The sequence below is a fragment of the Macromonas nakdongensis genome, assembly GCF_002837145.1.
GTDB lineage: Bacteria > Pseudomonadota > Gammaproteobacteria > Burkholderiales > Burkholderiaceae_C > Macromonas_B > Macromonas_B nakdongensis.
The window spans coordinates 1-14,539 of the sequence record NZ_NWMV01000070.1; the positions used below are offsets into that span (position 1 = coordinate 1).

Consider the following 14,539-nt stretch of genomic DNA (forward strand, 5'->3'; position numbering starts at 1 on the left):
GCTGGCCACGGCCCAAGGCGCGAGGCGCGGCGGCGGGGAAAGGGGCAAAGTGAATCGGGGCACGGGGTCAGGGGTGTGGGGTGGTCGGGCCCAGCGCCGGCAAGCGGCGCCAACGCGCGCGCAGCGGGTGCAGGGACGGCGCCGTTTGCGGGTCGCGCAGGTGGGGATCGTAGCGCCAGGCTTCCAGGTCCAGCAACCAGGCCTGCCAGGCGCTGTGGGCGGGGAGCGAGCCGTCGAGGGCGGCGGCCATTTGCCGCGGCGTGGCGTGCGCCGGCAGGGTCAGTCCGTGGCGCTGCAGCCGTTGCCGGGTTTGCTGCAGCAGGCGCAGCCACGGGTCTTGTCGTGGCCTGCTCAGCCAGATCCAGAGCCCGCCGCCCAAGCCGAACAAAGCCACTGCGCCGGCCAGCAGGCGGACCAGGTCGGTCCAGTCGGGGGCACTCACGCCCAGTTGCCGCAGCAGGTCGAACTGGCGGGTCTGCGTGTAGTTCAGCACCCATTGGTTCCAGCGGTTGTTGGAGGCCTCCCAGACGGCGCGCAGTTGCGCCAGCAGGGTGGGGTTGAAGCGCACGATGGTGCCCGCCAGCAGGCCGGGAGGCGGGCGCAGGCGCTGCACCGTGTCGGTCCGGCTCGGCATGACGTGGGCCGTTGGATCGACCCGGACCCAGCCGCGCCCGGTGGCCCAGACCTCGGCCCAGGCGTGGGCGTCGCTCTGGCGCACGGTCCACACGCCATCGACCGGGTTGAGCGTGCCGCCCTGGTAGCCGGTGACGACCCGTGCCGGGATGTCGAGCGCGCGCATCAGCACGACGAAGCTGGAGGCGATGTGTTCGCAAAAGCCCTGCTGTCGGTCGAACCAGAACTCGTCGGCGGTGTGGCGGCCGTAAACGCCGGGCTCCAGGGTGTAGCGGTAGCCGCCGGTGCGCAGGCGTTGCAACACGGCGTCCACGTAGTCCTGGGCGCTGGCGTCGGGGCCCAGCTGGCGCTGCAGGTCCTGCGCCAGTTGCAGGGTGCGCGGGTTGAAGCCGGGGGGCAGGTCCAGGTCGGCCTGCAGCGACAGTTCGCGCGCCACCGGGCCGTGGCGGTGCTGCGGGTAGGCCAGGGCGTCGAAGCGCAGGGTATCGGTCAGCGGCCGCGGCACCTGCCACTGCAGGTCGGGGGTGAGGTAGGCGGTCTTCTGGCCCAGGGCGGGCAGCTCGGGCGTGAGTTCCAGGGTCAGCACCCAGGGGCGCTGGCTGGGTTCCATCGTCAGGCGGTAGCGCACCGGCTCGCCCTCGACGGCCCACCCCGGGGCGGCAGCGGACCGGGTGCTGCCGCGGCCGCTGTGGCGGGGCCGCCACTGCACCCCGTCGAACTGGCTCAGCACCGGGCCGCGGAAGTACAGCGCCTGCTGGGGCGGGCGCCGGCCGGCTTCGAATTCGACGCGCAGGGCGATGCTGTCGTCCTGCGCGAGCTGGGCGATCTGGCCAACCTGCATTTCGCCCGACAGGCCGCTGCGGCCCAGCGGGCCGTCCGCCGGAATGCCCCACAGCGGCGCAAAGCGGGGGAACAGCAGGAACAGCACGACCATGACCGGCGCGCCAAGCAGAGCCATGCCAGCGGCCAGCCGGACCGAGTGCCACAGCGGCGGACGCCCCACCGGCATGTGGGCGTTGACCAGGGCGCTGAGCAGGCCCAGCAGGGCCAGCACGATGCCCAGGGCGGTGAGCAGCGACTGGGAGTGGAAAAAATGCGTCAGCAGGGTGAAGAAGCCCAGAAAAAACACCACGAAGGCGTCGCGGCGGGCGCGCAGTTCCAGGGTCTTGAGCGCGAGCAGCACGACGATCAGGGTGACCCCAGCGTCCTGTCCCAGCAGCGTGCGGTGGCTGGCCCAGACGCCGCCCAGGGCGCCCAGCAGCAGGGCCAGGCGCCAGGGCCAAGCCGGCAAGGGGCGGCTGCGCGCGGCGAGCCACGCCCGCCAGGCCAGCACGGCCAGCGCCATGGCGCTGCACCAGGCGGGCAGGTAGGGGGTTTGCAGCAGCACGATCCAGCCGATCACGGCCAGCAGGAACCAGGTGTCGCGGGTCTCGCGCGGCAACTGGCCGCCCAGGACGGACCGGGGCATCACGCGCATGCCAGGGCCTCCAGGCAACGGCGCTGGTGCGCGGGGCCCTGGCCGGGCGGCAGCTCGCACCCGGGCAGGCGCAGGCCGTAGTCCAGCCCCAGTTGTTCGGCGCGCAGGACCCAGGCACACAGGCGTGAGCGCTGTGCCTCGGGGTCGCTCAAGCCGCAGTGGGCGTGGTCCAGCCACAGCCGCGCGTCGGGGCTGCCCTGGAATTCCCGGCTGACCCAGCTGGGTGCTGGACCCTCGGCCTGGCGTGCGGCTTTTTTCCAGAGCACCCATTTCAGCGGATCGCCGCGGCGGTAGGGGCGCAGGCCGTCGGTTTCGTCGCCATGGCGCACGGGTGGGGTGTGCCGGGTGTCCGCCTGGCCTTGACGCTGGGCCCAGGGCAGGGGGGGCTCCGGCGTTTCGGGTGCGGGGTAGACCAGCCATTCGGCCGCGGGCCGCCACCAGTGCCAGGCCCGCACGGTGCCCAAGGGAAAGCGCGTTTCCACCCGCAGCGGGGGCACCGCCTGCCGGCCGCGGCGCAGCGTGGGGTAGGCCAGTTGCACTGGGGTGTCGGCTTGGGGCGGCACGTCAGCCCAGACCGGCTCGGCGGGTGCGCTGGGTGCGGCGCTAGCCCCCTCTGTGTCGGCACACCAGGATAGGCCGACGCCGTGGCGGTGGCGCCTGCTGGGGTTGTGCAGCAGCACCTGCAGCGGTGCGGCCTGTCCGGCAAACACGGGGTCGGGCGGGCGCAGTTGCAAGGCCAGGCTGCGCAGGTTCTGGTGCGTCTGGTGCAGGGCGACCACGGCACAGCCGGCCAGCAGAAAGGTGAGCAGATACCCCAGGTTGAGCTGGTAGTTGATGCTGCCGACCAACAGCAGCAGCAGGGTCACGCCCAGCATCAGCCCGGCCCGCGTTGGCAGGATGTAGAGGTTGCGGTGGGTGAGCCGGGTCTGGTCCTGTCGCGGCAGACGCCGCAGCCACCAGCGCTGCCAGCGGCCGCGCCAAGGGGCTTGGCCCGCGGGGCTGGGTGGGGTCGGTGCGGGGGGGCGCATGTCGGTCCGAGTCGGTGGGCGGGGCGAAGTTCGGCGGCTGCGGCGCCGTTCAGGGCAGGGGGGTGGCCGCGACCAGTGCACGCACCTGTTCTTCCGCCCCAAGCCCCGCCGTCCCCAGCGCCACCAGCCGGTGCGCCGCCGTTTGCGGCAGGATGGCGGCGATGTCGTCCGGCGCCACGTAGCGCCGCCCTTCGACCAGGGCGCGGGCCTGTGCCGCCCGCAGAATGGCCAGGCCGGCCCGCGGGCTCAGGCCTTGTACGAACCAGCGGCCGTTGCGCGTGGCTTCCAGCAGGTCCTGCAGGTAGTCCAGCACCGGTCCGGCCACGGTCACGCCTTGCACCACTTGCTGCAAGGCGCGCAACTGCTCCGGGTTGAGCACGGCGGGCAGGGCGTTGAGCAAATCGCGGCGTTCCTGGCCCCGCAGCAGTTCGCGTTCGGCCGCGCGCCCCGGGTAGCCGAGGTGGATGCGCATCAGGAACCGGTCCAGCTGCGATTCCGGCAGGGCGTGGGTGCCCAGCTGGTCGTGCGGGTTCTGGGTCGCGATCACAAAGAAGGGCCGGGGCAGCGGCCGGGTTTCGCCTTCGACCGACACCTGGCGTTCTTCCATCGCCTCCAGCAGCGCGCTTTGCGTCTTGGGGCTGGCGCGGTTGATCTCGTCGGCCAGCAGCAACTGGGTGAACAGCGGGCCGGGGTGGAAGACAAAGCCCTGGCGCTCGCGCTCGAACACCGACACGCCGGTCAGGTCGCTGGGCATCAGGTCGGAGGTGAATTGCACCCGCGAAAACCCCAGCCCGAAGCTGCGTGCCAGGGTGTGGGCCAGGGTGGTCTTGCCCACGCCCGGCACGTCCTCGATCAGCAGGTGGCCGCCGGCCAGCAGGCAGGTCACGCAGTCGCGCAACTGGGCCTCTTTGCCCACGATGACCGTGGTAAGCTGGCGCAACAACGAGGAGATAGTGTGTTGGGGGGCGTCCATACCCACCGACGATACCGGAAAACGACATCTATGAAACCGACAGGCTATTACACCCACAAAGTGTGCAGCAAGCACGAAATGGGGGCCGGTCATCCGGAATGCCCCGAGCGCCTGGGGGCGATCGAAGACCGCCTGCTCATCACCGGGGTGGCCGACGCGCTGGAACGCCGCGAGCCCACGCCGGCGTCGGTGGCCGAACTGGAACTGGCCCACGGGCGCATGCACATCGCCGCGCTGCGCGGCCTCAACGACGAGTTGCGCGAAGCCATCCAGGCCGGGGGGCCGCCCTACAGCCAGCTCGACCCCGACACCGCCATCAACGCCTACACCTGGGAGGCCGCGCTGATGTCGGCCGGTGCGGCGCTGAACGCCACCGACGCGGTGATCGCCGGCGAACTCGAAAACGCCTTCTGTGCGGTGCGCCCGCCCGGCCACCACGCCTGCCGCGACAAGGCCATGGGCTTTTGCTTCTTCAATAACGTGGCGGTGGCGGCCAAGTACGCGGTCGAACGCCACGGCCTGCAGCGCGTGGCCATCATCGATTTCGACGTGCACCACGGCAACGGCACCGAAGACATCGTGGCCGGGGACGAGCGCATCCTCATGTGCAGCTTCTACCAGCACCCGTTCTACCCGGAGTGGAGCCACTCCAGCGCCGCCAATCTGGTGAACATGCCAGTGCCGGCCTACACCAAGGGCATGGACATCCGCGAACTGATCGACATGACCTGGATCCCCCGGCTGGAAGCGCACCGCCCCGAAATGGTCTTCATCAGCGCCGGTTTCGACGCCCACCGCGAGGACGACATGGGCCAGTTGGGCCTGGTGGAACAGGATTACGTCTGGATCACCCAGCAGATCAAGCAGGTGGCCGACCGCCACGCGCGCGGCCGCATCGTCAGCGTGCTGGAGGGGGGCTACAACCTGAGCGCGCTGGCGCGCAGCGTGGAAGCCCACATCCGCGTGCTGGCCGACGTGTGAACACCGCAGGAGACAACCCCACATGAGCGACGAACCGATCTTGCTGCACAGCCGCGACGGGCGTGGCGTGCACACCCTGACGTTGAACACGCCCAAGGCCTTCAACGCCCTGAGCGAGGCGATGTTGAGCGCGCTGTCGGCCGCGCTGGAGCAGGTGGCCCAGGACCCGACCGCTCGGGTGCTGGTGTTGGCCGCGGCCGGCAAGGCCTTTTGCGCCGGCCACAACCTCAAGGAAATGAAGGCCCACCCGACGCTGGACTATTACCAGCAGCTGTTCGGCCAGTGCTCGCGCATGATGCTGCAGATCCAGAAGTTGCCGGTGCCGGTCATCGCCCGGGTGCAGGGCCTGGCCACCGCCGCCGGTTGCCAGCTGGTGGCCCAGTGCGACCTGGCCGTGGCGGTGGAGGACGCCCGCTTCGGCGTCAACGGCATCGACGTCGGCCTGTTCTGCGCCACGCCCAGCGTGCCCCTGGTGCGCAACGTGCCGGCCAAGGTGGCCATGGAAATGTTGCTGACCGGGGAATTTATTTCGGCCCAGCAAGCCCAACAGCGTGGCCTGGTGAACCGAGTGGTGCCGCCCGAGGGGCTGGACGCCGAGGTGGAGCGCCTGGTGGTGGCCATCCTGTCCAAACCCCGCGAGGCGATTGCCATGGGCAAGGCGGTGTTCTACCAGCACCGCGAAACCGGTATCGAAGCCGCCTACCAGCTCGCCGGCCAGACCATGGCCTGCAACATGGTCCACGAGGTGGCCCAGGAAGGCGTGCAAGCCTTCATCGACAAACGCGCGCCGGCCTGGCGCACCTGACCTGCATGATCGACACGAAACCCCCGTTCCCGCTCCACGATTTTTCCCAATGGCTTGACGCCTTCCTCAAACCCGACGCGCTGGTCGAACTGACGGTCCTGTTCGGCTGCGTCGGTCTGGCCCTGGGCCTGGTCTGGGCCTTGCGCCGCGGGCTGGAGCTGGACCACGGCGCCTCCATCTGGTTCGGTCGGCGCCTGATCGACGGGGTCCTGTTTCCGGCGCTGTTGCTGGCCCTGGGGTACGCCAGCCGCAGCGTGCTGTCGCAGTACCAAGAGCTGGCGCTGTTCCGCGTCGCCATTCCGGTGCTGGTGTCGCTGGTCACCATCCGGGTCGGGGTTAAGGTGCTGCAGGTGGCGTTCCAGGACGCGCGTTGGCTGCGCCCCATCGAGCGCAGCATCTCCTGGGTGGCGTGGCTGGCCATGGTGCTGTGGGTCACCGGCCTGTTGCCGGTCATCCTGAACGAGCTGGACCAGATCAGCTGGAAGCTCGGCGGCACCACCTTGTCCATGCGCACCCTGTTGGAAGGGGCCCTGACCACCGGCGCGGTGCTGATCGTGTCCCTCTGGGTGTCTTCGGCCATCGAAGCGCGCCTGCTGCGCTCGGCCGTGGGCAGCGAGCTGTCGCTGCGCAAGGCGGTCAGCAACGCGACCCGGGCGCTGCTGCTGTTCGTCGGTCTGATGATTGCGCTGTCTTCGGTCGGCATCAACCTGAGCGCCTTGTCGGTGCTCGGCGGGGCCATCGGCGTGGGCATCGGCTTTGGCCTGCAGAAACTGGCGGCCAACTACGTCAGCGGCTTTGTCATCTTGACCGAACGCAGCATGCGCATCGGCGACATCGTGCGCGTCGACAACTTCGAGGGACGGGTGACCGACATCAAGGCGCGCTTCACCGTGATTCGCAATTTCAGTGGGCGCGAGTCCATTGTGCCCAATGAAATCCTGATCACCAGCCGGGTGGAAAACCTGTCGCTGGCCGACCCGCGCGTCTGGCAATCGACCGTGCTGGGGGTGGCCTACGGCAGCGACGTGGAACTGGTGTCCCGCCTGCTGGAAGAGGCGGCCCTGGCCCAGCCGCGCGTGCTGCGCGATCCGGCCCCGGCGGCGGCCTTGTCGGCGTTCGGCGCCGATGGACTGGAGTTCACCCTGGGTTACTGGATCGCCGACCCCGAGAACGGCCAACTGGGCTTGCGTTCGGACATCAACAAGGCCATTCTGAAGGCGCTGAACGTCCACGGCATCCAGATTCCCTTCCCGCAGCGCGTGTTGCACGTGACCGGCCCAGCGCCCGCCGTGCCGCCACTGAGCACCTGTTGAGCAGGCGACAAATGTGCCGGCGCAGGCCTGTCCAAACCGCCGCAAAGGCCTCTATAATTTTGCTCAAAATAGAACGATCGTTCTTTTTTTTCCACGTACAATCTTGACGTTTACGTAAACGTAAAGAACAGCCCCCCAAACCCCTCTCAGGAGCATGGCATGAAGATTTTGGTCCCGGTCAAACGCGTGGTGGACTACAACGTGAAAGTGCGCGTCAAGGCCGACGGCACGGGCGTGGACATCGCCAACGTCAAGATGAGCATGAACCCGTTCGACGAAATCGCGGTGGAAGAAGCCGTGCGCCTGAAAGAAAAGGGTGCGGCCACCGAAGTGATCGCCGTCTCCTGCGGCGTGGCCCAGTGCCAGGAAACCCTGCGCACCGCCATGGCCATTGGCGCCGACCGCGCCATCCACGTCGAGACCGACGTCGAACTGCAGCCCCTGGCCGTGGCCAAGCTGCTCGCCGCCCTGGTGGCCAAAGAGCAGCCGGGCCTGGTCATCCTGGGCAAACAGGCCATCGACGACGACGCCAACCAGACCGGCCAGATGCTTGCCGCCCTGACCCAACTGCCCCAAGCCACCTTCGCCTCCAAAGTCGAAGTGGCCGGCAACAACGCCGAAGTCACCCGCGAAATCGACGGTGGCCTGGAAACCCTGAGCGTGACCTTGCCGGCCATCGTCACCACCGACCTGCGCCTGAACGAGCCGCGCTACGTGACGCTGCCCAACATCATGAAGGCCAAGAAGAAGCCGCTGGAGAACGTCAAACCCGAAGACCTGGGTGTGGACGTGACCCCGCGCCTCAAAACCCTGAAGGTGGCCGAGCCCGCCGGGCGCAAGGCCGGCATCAAGGTGCCCGACGTCGCCACCCTGGTGGACAAACTGAAAAACGAAGCGAAGGTGCTGTAAGCCCTTTCAGCCAGCCGCCCTTTCTTCTTTCAGTATTCAAGGTATTCCATCATGACCACCCTCGTCATTGCCGAACACGACCACGCCAGCCTCAAAGGCGCCACCCTCAACACCGTCACCGCCGCCACCCAATTGGGCGCTGAGGTGCACGTGCTGGTGGCCGGCCACAACGCCGGTGCCGCCGCCCAGGCCGCCGCCCAGATCGCCGGCGTTGCCAAAGTCCTCCACGCCGACGGCGAGTCCCTGGCCCACGGCCTGGCCGAAAACGTCGCGGCCCAGGTGCTGGCCATCGCCGGCCAGTACAGCCACATCCTGTTCCCCGCCACCGCCAGCGGCAAGAACGTCGCCCCGCGCGTGGCCGCCCAGCTCGACGTGGCCCAGATCAGCGACATCACCAAAGTCGTCAGCGCCGACACCTTCGAGCGCCCGATCTACGCCGGCAACGCCATCGCCACCGTGCAAAGCGCCGACCCGGTGAAGGTCATCACCGTGCGCAGCACCGGTTTCGACGCCGCCGCCTTGGGTGGCAGCGCAGCCATCGAAACCCAGGCCGCCGCCGCCGACAGCGGCAAGAGCAGCTTCGTCAAGAGCGAAATCGCCAAGAGCGAACGCCCCGAACTGACCGCCGCCAAGATCATCGTCAGCGGTGGCCGCGCCCTGGGCAGCGCCGAGAAGTTCAACGAAGTCATGACCCCGCTGGCCGACAAGCTGGGCGCGGCCATCGGTGCCAGCCGTGCAGCGGTGGACGCGGGCTACGCCCCCAACGACTTGCAGGTGGGCCAGACCGGCAAGATCGTGGCGCCGCAGTTGTACATCGCCGCGGGCATCTCGGGGGCGATCCAGCACTTGGCCGGCATGAAAGACTCCAAGGTGATCGTGGCGATCAACAAGGACCCGGAGGCCCCGATCTTCTCGGTGGCCGATTACAGCCTGGAGGCGGACCTGTTCACCGCCGTGCCGGAGTTGGTCAAGGCGCTCTGAGGCCCTGACCGCTTCCCCGGGCATCGTTCGCGATGCCCTTTTTGTATCTGCGTGCGACTCCGCGTCCGCGTTTGCCCACCCCATTTCAAGAGGAGACCCCCATGACCTACAAAGCCCCGCTCAAAGACATGGTGTTCAACATGGAACACCTGGCCCAGCTCGAGCAAGTGGCCCAGATCCCCGGTTTTGAAGACGCGGGCCTGGAAACCGCCGAGGCCGTGCTGGAAGAGTGCGCCAAGCTCAACGAAGGCGTGGTCGCTCCGCTGAATTTCGAGGGGGACAAGAACCCTTCGTCGTGGAAGGACGGCGTCGTCACCACCACGCCTGGCTTCAAGCAGGCCTTCAAGCAGTACGCCGAAGGCGGCTGGCAGGGACTGCAGCACCCGGTGGACTTTGGCGGCCAGGGCCTGCCCAAGACCATCGGCGCGGCCTGCGTCGAGATCCTCAACAGCGCCAACCTGAGCTTCGCCCTGTGCCCGCTGTTGACCGACGGCGCCATCGAAGCCCTGCTGACAGCGGGCTCCGACGAGCAGAAAGCCCTGTACCTGCCCAAGATGATCTCGGGTGAGTGGACCGGCACCATGAACCTGACCGAGCCGCAGGCCGGCTCCGACCTCTCGCTGGTGCGCACCCGCGCCGAGCCCCAGCCCGACGGCAGCTACAAGCTCTTCGGCACCAAGATCTTCATCACCTACGGTGAGCACGACATGGCCGACAACATCGTCCACCTCGTGCTCGCGCGCGTGGCCGGTGCGCCCGAAGGCGTCAAGGGCATCAGCCTGTTCATCGTGCCGAAGTTCATGGTCAACGCCGACGGCAGCCTGGGCCCGCGCAACGACGCCCATTGCGTCAGCATCGAACACAAGATGGGCATCAAGGCCAGCCCCACCGCCGTGTTGCAGTTCGGCGACCACGGCGGCGCCATCGGCTACCTGGTGGGCGAAGAAAACCGCGGCCTCGAATACATGTTCATCATGATGAACTCGGCCCGCTACGCCGTGGGGGTGCAGGGCATTGCCGTGGCCGAGCGCGCCTACCAGCACGCGGTGCAGTACGCCCGCGACCGCGTGCAGAGTCGCCCGGTCGATGGCTCGCTGAACAGCGCCGCGCCCATCATCCACCACCCGGATGTGAAGCGCATGCTCATGACCATGCGGGCGCTGACCGAAGGTTGCCGCGCCATGGCCAGCGTCGCCGCTGCCGCCTACGACGCCGCGCACCACCACCCCGACGCCGACACCCGTGCCCAGAACCAGGCCTTCTACGAATTCCTGGTGCCCCTGGTCAAAGGCTACAGCACCGAGATGAGCCTGGAAGTCACCTCCCTGGGTGTGCAGGTGCACGGCGGCATGGGCTTCATCGAAGAAACCGGCGCGGCCCAGTACTACCGCGACGCCAAGATCCTCACCATTTACGAAGGCACCACCGCCATCCAGGCCAACGACCTGGTCGGCCGCAAGACCGCCCGCGACGGCGGCCAGGTGGCCAAGGCCCTGGCCCAGCAGATCGCGTCCACCGTGGCCGAATTGCAAGCCAGCGGCAGCGAACACGCCCGGGCCCTGGGCCAGCGCTTGGCGGCTGCGCGCCAGGCTTTCCTTGACGCGGTCGACTTCATCGCTCGCACCGGTAAGGCGCAGCCCAACGCCGCGTACGCCGGCAGCGTGAACTACCTGATGCTCGCCGGCAACCTGGTGGCTGGCTGGCAACTCGCGCGCGCCCTGCTGGTGGCCGAGCGCGAGCTGGCCGCCGGCAACGACGTGGCCTTCATGCAGGCCAAGGTCACGACCGCGCGCTTCTACGGCGACCACATCCTGACGCGAACGTCCGCGTTGCGCGAGGCCATCGTCGAGGGCGAGTTCGGCGTCAACGCCATGGCGCTGGAGGCGTTCTGACGACGGGCTGATGCCGCCGGGGCCGGGCACGGAGCCCACGCCCTTCCCCGGACCACACGCCCTGTCGCTTCACAGACAGGGCGTTTTCATTGGGGCACCCACAATTCCAACACACCCATCAGGAGACACCATGTCCAAACTGCCCGGCGCGCTGCAGCGCGTGCCCTTTCCGGTGATCGGCTCGCCGCTGTTCATCATCAGCAACCCGAAACTGGTGATCGCCCAGTGCAAGGCCGGCGTGGTCGGCTCCATGCCCGCCCTCAACGCCCGCCCGGCGGCCCAGCTCGACGAATGGCTGGCCGAAATCACAGAAGCGCTGGCCGCGCACGACCGGGCCCACCCGGACAGCCCGGCTGCGCCGTTCGCCATCAACCAGATCGTGCACAAGAGCAATGACCGGCTGGAGCACGACATGGCGCTGTGCGCCAAGTACAAGGTGCCCATCGTCATCACCAGCCTGGGCGCGCGCGAAGACGTGAACCAGGCGGTGCACAGCTGGGGCGGCGTGGTGTTGCACGACATCATCAACAACTTCTTTGCCTGCAAGGCGATCGAGAAGGGGGCCGATGGCCTGATCGCGGTGGCGGCCGGTGCCGGCGGCCACGCCGGGGTGAAAAGCCCCTTCGCGCTGGTGCAGGAAATCCGCCAGTGGTTCGACGGCCCGCTGGCCCTGTCCGGCGCCATGGCCACCGGGGATGCGGTGCTGGCGGCCCAGGCCATGGGGGCGGACTTCGCCTACATCGGCTCGGCCTTCATCGCCACCGAGGAGGCCCGCGCCTCCGACGCGTACAAGCAGTGCGTGGTGGACAGCAACTCCGACGACATCGTCTACAGCAACCTGTTCACCGGCGTGCATGGCAACTACCTGAAACCGTCGATCCAGGCGGCAGGCCTGGACCCGGACCATCTGCCCGAGAGCGACCCGAGCAAGATGAACTTCGGCGGTGATGCGAAGAAGGCGTGGAAGGACATTTGGGGCTGCGGCCAGGGCATCGGTGCGATCAAGGCGGTGGTGCCAGCGGCCGAACTGGTGGCGCGCCTGCAGCGCGAGTACGCCGCCGCCAAGGCCCGCTTGCTGGCCTGAGGCGGGCGGGGGCCGGCGCTCAGGCGTCGGTGCCCGTGGCTTGCGGGCCGGGCGTGGGCCCGTTGGACGGTGCGGCCAGACAGACCCGGCCGCCCGTCTGCTGCTTGGCGTGGTACATGGCCTCGTCGGCACTTTGGATCAGGCGGTCCACCGTGTCCCCATGTTCCGGGAAGCGCGCCACGCCCACGCTGGCGCTGAGCCCGATCCTGTGCAGACCCACGGTGTAGGGCATTTCGATGGTGTGCACCACCCGCTCGCCCAGCGCGAGCACCTGATCGGGGTGGGGTTCGTCGGGCAGCAGCACCACGAATTCATCGCCGCCCTGGCGGCAGACCAGGTCGGTGGTCCGCAGCAGCGCGGTCAGGCGCCGGGCCACTTCAATCAGCACCGCGTCGCCCGCCTCGTGGCCGTAGGTGTCGTTGACGGGCTTGAAGCGGTCCAGGTCGATGAACAGGAGGGCCGGGTGGCGGCCGTAGCGCTGGGCCAGTGACAGTTCCACCGTGGCCCGTTCGACCAGCAGGGCGCGGTTGGCCAACTGGGTGAGGTAGTCGTGGTGGGCGAGTTGGCGGATGCGGTCTTCGGCTTGGCGCCGCTCGGTGATGTCCTGGAACAGGCCCACGTAATTCACCAACTGGCCTTGCGGGTTGTGCACCGCACAGATGGACAGGAACTCCGGGTAGATCGCGCCGTCCTTGCGGCGGTTCTGCAACTCGCCTTCCCAGCGGCCGCTGGCCTGCAAGCTGGCCAGCAGCGCGTCATGGGTCGGGGTGGGGTGGCGCTCGGTCGAGAGCATGCGCGGGGTCTGGCCCATGACTTCGTCGGCGGCATAACCGGTGATGCGGCTGAAGGCCGGGTTGACCGAGACGATGCGGCGCTGGGCGTCGGTCACGACGATGCCCATGGGACTGGCCGCCATGACCGTGCCGGCCAGGCGCAGTTCGTTCTGCTGGGCCAGCAGTTGTTCGTTGCTGCGCTGGCTCAGCCAGAGCGCCTGGGCGATGCGCCGACGGCCCCGCAGCATGGCATGGGCGATGCCCGCGGCCAGCAGGGTCAGTGCCCCCCCGTAGAGCAGGGCGTTGGGGCGGGGGGTGGCTGCGTTGAGCGCGGCCAGGCCGGCGGGCGTGGGACTGAGTTGCAACCGCCACTGGCTCCCGTACAGCGACAGGGTTTCGGTGTGGCGCAGGCCGGCGGGGGGCGAGCGAGGGCTGGCCCCGGTGTCGAGCAGCAATTGCTGGGGGTCGGGCTCGGCGCTGGCGAACCATTCGAGGTGGAGGTGGCCTTGCTCCAGGGGGCTGCCGGGGCTTTTCAGGGTGGCCACCACGTCGCCAGCGCGCAGGGGTGAGTAGGCCCACCCGAGCAACACCCGGGTCGGGGTGCGGGCAGGGGACTTGTGGTAGACCGGCATGAACATCAGCAGGCCGCTTTGGGGGGCGGTGGCGGTTTCCTGCAGCAGGGTGACCCGACCGGACAAGGTCGGCAAGCCGGAGGCGGCAGCCTGTGCCATGGCCCGGTGGCGCACCGGTTCGCCGTACATGTCGCGGCCCAGGGCGCGCTGGTTGCGCCAGTCCAAGGGTTCCAGGTAAACGACAGGGCTGCTGCCGGAGGCCAGGCTGTGGAACGGCGCTGGGCGCCATTGGGCGAAGCCGACACCCTGGATCCAGGGGTAGCTGCTGGCCAGTTGCAAGCCTTGCACGTAGGTGCGGAATTCTTCCCCGTCGACGTTGTCGCTGCTGGCGAACAGGCCTGCCACCCCGCGCAGCAAGGCCGCATTGCTGTGCATGCGCCGCTCCAGCGCGGCGATCACCTCGCGGGCCTGGGCCTGGAATCGGGCTTGGCGCAAGGCGTCCAGCGTGGTGGTTTCCTGGCGGTGGGCCAGTCCGGTGAGCCCGGCACCGAGCAGCAACAGGAGCACGGGCAGGGGGCGCAGCCAGCGGGGCAGCGTGGGTTCGGGGGTGGGCTGGGGTGCGGGCATGGTGAGGATGCAATCGCAGTGCGATCATCCTACGCGCAAAACCCGTGCGGGTGTACCGGGTTCAGGTCAGCAGATGGCGCATGCGTTGCAGGGCTTGGGCCGTGGCGTCGGGGGCGTCGCACGCCACGGTGTGGCGTTGCGGCATGCCGCGCAACCAGGTCAGTTGCCGTTTGGCGAGTTGTCGGGTGGCAAAAATGCCGGTGTCGCGCAGCTGCCGCAGCTCGGCGGCGTTAGGGGCGGTGCGGCTGTCGGCGCTGGCGTGGTCCAGGGCTTCCCAGGCCTGGCGGTAGCCGACGCAGCGCATGGCCGGCAGCTCGGGGCCCAGGTCGCCGCGCGCGCGCAGGGCTTGCACTTCAGCCACCAGCCCGTCGGCCAGCATGGCGTCGAAGCGCTGGGCGATGCGCGCGTGCAGCCAGCCGCGCTCGGTGGGCTCCAGCGACAGCAGGGCGCCGGTCTGGCCGGCGATCTGCGGCGGCTGGCCGGGCGCGGGG

General features: G+C 68.8%; 11 protein-coding genes and 1 pseudogene. 7 read left to right on the plus strand and 5 right to left on the minus strand.

The window, feature by feature from the left end:
* Window positions 1-67: 67 nt before the first annotated feature.
* The 3 genes from CON77_RS10600 to CON77_RS10610 are packed head-to-tail and all read right to left on the minus strand — an operon-like array spanning window position 68 to window position 4,111.
* Complete coding sequence (locus CON77_RS10600; RefSeq protein WP_101049130.1) at window positions 68-2,101, minus strand: transglutaminase TgpA family protein; 2,034 nt, start codon at window positions 2,099-2,101, stop codon at window positions 68-70.
* Complete coding sequence (locus CON77_RS10605; protein ID WP_101049120.1) at window positions 2,101-3,138, minus strand: DUF58 domain-containing protein; 1,038 nt, start codon at window positions 3,136-3,138, stop codon at window positions 2,101-2,103. The genes CON77_RS10600 and CON77_RS10605 overlap by 1 nt, the downstream gene beginning before the upstream one ends.
* Before the next feature lie 49 nt (window positions 3,139-3,187).
* Entirely contained in the window at window positions 3,188-4,111 is a 924-nt protein-coding gene (locus CON77_RS10610) for an AAA family ATPase (RefSeq protein ID WP_101049121.1), read from the minus strand.
* Window positions 4,112-4,141: 30 nt separating this feature from the next.
* Here CON77_RS10610 and CON77_RS10615 point away from each other — a divergent pair, with 30 nt between their 5' ends.
* The 7 genes from CON77_RS10615 (at window position 4,142) to CON77_RS10645 (ending at window position 12,076) form a co-directional block, all read left to right on the plus strand.
* The gene (locus CON77_RS10615; protein ID WP_101049122.1) at window positions 4,142-5,092 is read left to right on the plus strand and encodes a histone deacetylase family protein; all 951 of its coding nucleotides are present in this window, start codon (window positions 4,142-4,144) and stop codon (window positions 5,090-5,092) included.
* A 22-nt stretch (window positions 5,093-5,114) separates the two neighbouring features.
* Window positions 5,115-5,897 carry an enoyl-CoA hydratase gene (locus CON77_RS10620; RefSeq protein WP_101049123.1) on the plus strand — a complete coding sequence of 261 codons (783 nt, stop codon included), beginning with the start codon at window positions 5,115-5,117 and terminating at the stop codon, window positions 5,895-5,897.
* A gap of 5 nt (window positions 5,898-5,902) precedes the next feature.
* Complete coding sequence (locus tag CON77_RS10625) at window positions 5,903-7,210, plus strand: mechanosensitive ion channel family protein (protein WP_101049124.1); 1,308 nt, start codon at window positions 5,903-5,905, stop codon at window positions 7,208-7,210.
* A 159-nt stretch (window positions 7,211-7,369) separates the two neighbouring features.
* Window positions 7,370-8,119 carry an electron transfer flavoprotein subunit beta/FixA family protein gene (locus CON77_RS10630; protein ID WP_101049125.1) on the plus strand — a complete coding sequence of 250 codons (750 nt, stop codon included), beginning with the start codon at window positions 7,370-7,372 and terminating at the stop codon, window positions 8,117-8,119.
* A 51-nt stretch (window positions 8,120-8,170) separates the two neighbouring features.
* On the plus strand, window positions 8,171-9,100 hold the full coding sequence (locus CON77_RS10635) for an electron transfer flavoprotein subunit alpha/FixB family protein (RefSeq protein WP_101049126.1): 930 nt from the start codon (window positions 8,171-8,173) through the stop codon (window positions 9,098-9,100).
* A 101-nt stretch (window positions 9,101-9,201) separates the two neighbouring features.
* On the plus strand, window positions 9,202-10,992 hold the full coding sequence (locus CON77_RS10640; protein ID WP_101049127.1) for an acyl-CoA dehydrogenase: 1,791 nt from the start codon (window positions 9,202-9,204) through the stop codon (window positions 10,990-10,992).
* Between the two features lie 130 nt (window positions 10,993-11,122).
* A complete protein-coding gene (locus CON77_RS10645; protein ID WP_101049128.1) occupies window positions 11,123-12,076 on the plus strand; it encodes an NAD(P)H-dependent flavin oxidoreductase in 954 nt (317 codons plus the stop codon).
* Between the two features lie 19 nt (window positions 12,077-12,095).
* On the opposite strand, the gene CON77_RS10650 is transcribed toward CON77_RS10645, so the two are convergent.
* Both CON77_RS10650 and CON77_RS10655 read right to left on the minus strand, forming a co-directional pair.
* Entirely contained in the window at window positions 12,096-14,048 is a 1,953-nt protein-coding gene (locus tag CON77_RS10650; protein WP_101049129.1) for a sensor domain-containing diguanylate cyclase, read from the minus strand.
* 61 nt (window positions 14,049-14,109) lie between these two features.
* Window positions 14,110-14,539, minus strand: a pseudogene (locus CON77_RS10655) (tRNA (adenosine(37)-N6)-dimethylallyltransferase MiaA); the annotation flags it as partial.

Bases quoted from the DNA above. Each gene is read 5' to 3' on its own strand.
- CON77_RS10650 (WP_101049129.1), bottom strand. From the start codon at position 14,048: ATGCCCGCACCCCAGCCCACCCCCGAACCCACGCTGCCCCGCTGGCTG.
- CON77_RS10640 (WP_101049127.1), top strand. From the start codon at position 9,202: ATGACCTACAAAGCCCCGCTCAAAGACATGGTGTTCAACATGGAACAC.
- CON77_RS10625 (WP_101049124.1), top strand. From the start codon at position 5,903: ATGATCGACACGAAACCCCCGTTCCCGCTCCACGATTTTTCCCAATGG.
- CON77_RS10620 (WP_101049123.1), top strand. From the start codon at position 5,115: ATGAGCGACGAACCGATCTTGCTGCACAGCCGCGACGGGCGTGGCGTG.
- CON77_RS10630 (WP_101049125.1), top strand. From the start codon at position 7,370: ATGAAGATTTTGGTCCCGGTCAAACGCGTGGTGGACTACAACGTGAAA.
- CON77_RS10645 (WP_101049128.1), top strand. From the start codon at position 11,123: ATGTCCAAACTGCCCGGCGCGCTGCAGCGCGTGCCCTTTCCGGTGATC.
- CON77_RS10600 (WP_101049130.1), bottom strand. From the start codon at position 2,101: ATGCCCCGGTCCGTCCTGGGCGGCCAGTTGCCGCGCGAGACCCGCGAC.
- CON77_RS10635 (WP_101049126.1), top strand. From the start codon at position 8,171: ATGACCACCCTCGTCATTGCCGAACACGACCACGCCAGCCTCAAAGGC.
- CON77_RS10605 (WP_101049120.1), bottom strand. From the start codon at position 3,138: ATGCGCCCCCCCGCACCGACCCCACCCAGCCCCGCGGGCCAAGCCCCT.
- CON77_RS10615 (WP_101049122.1), top strand. From the start codon at position 4,142: ATGAAACCGACAGGCTATTACACCCACAAAGTGTGCAGCAAGCACGAA.
- CON77_RS10610 (WP_101049121.1), bottom strand. From the start codon at position 4,111: ATGGACGCCCCCCAACACACTATCTCCTCGTTGTTGCGCCAGCTTACC.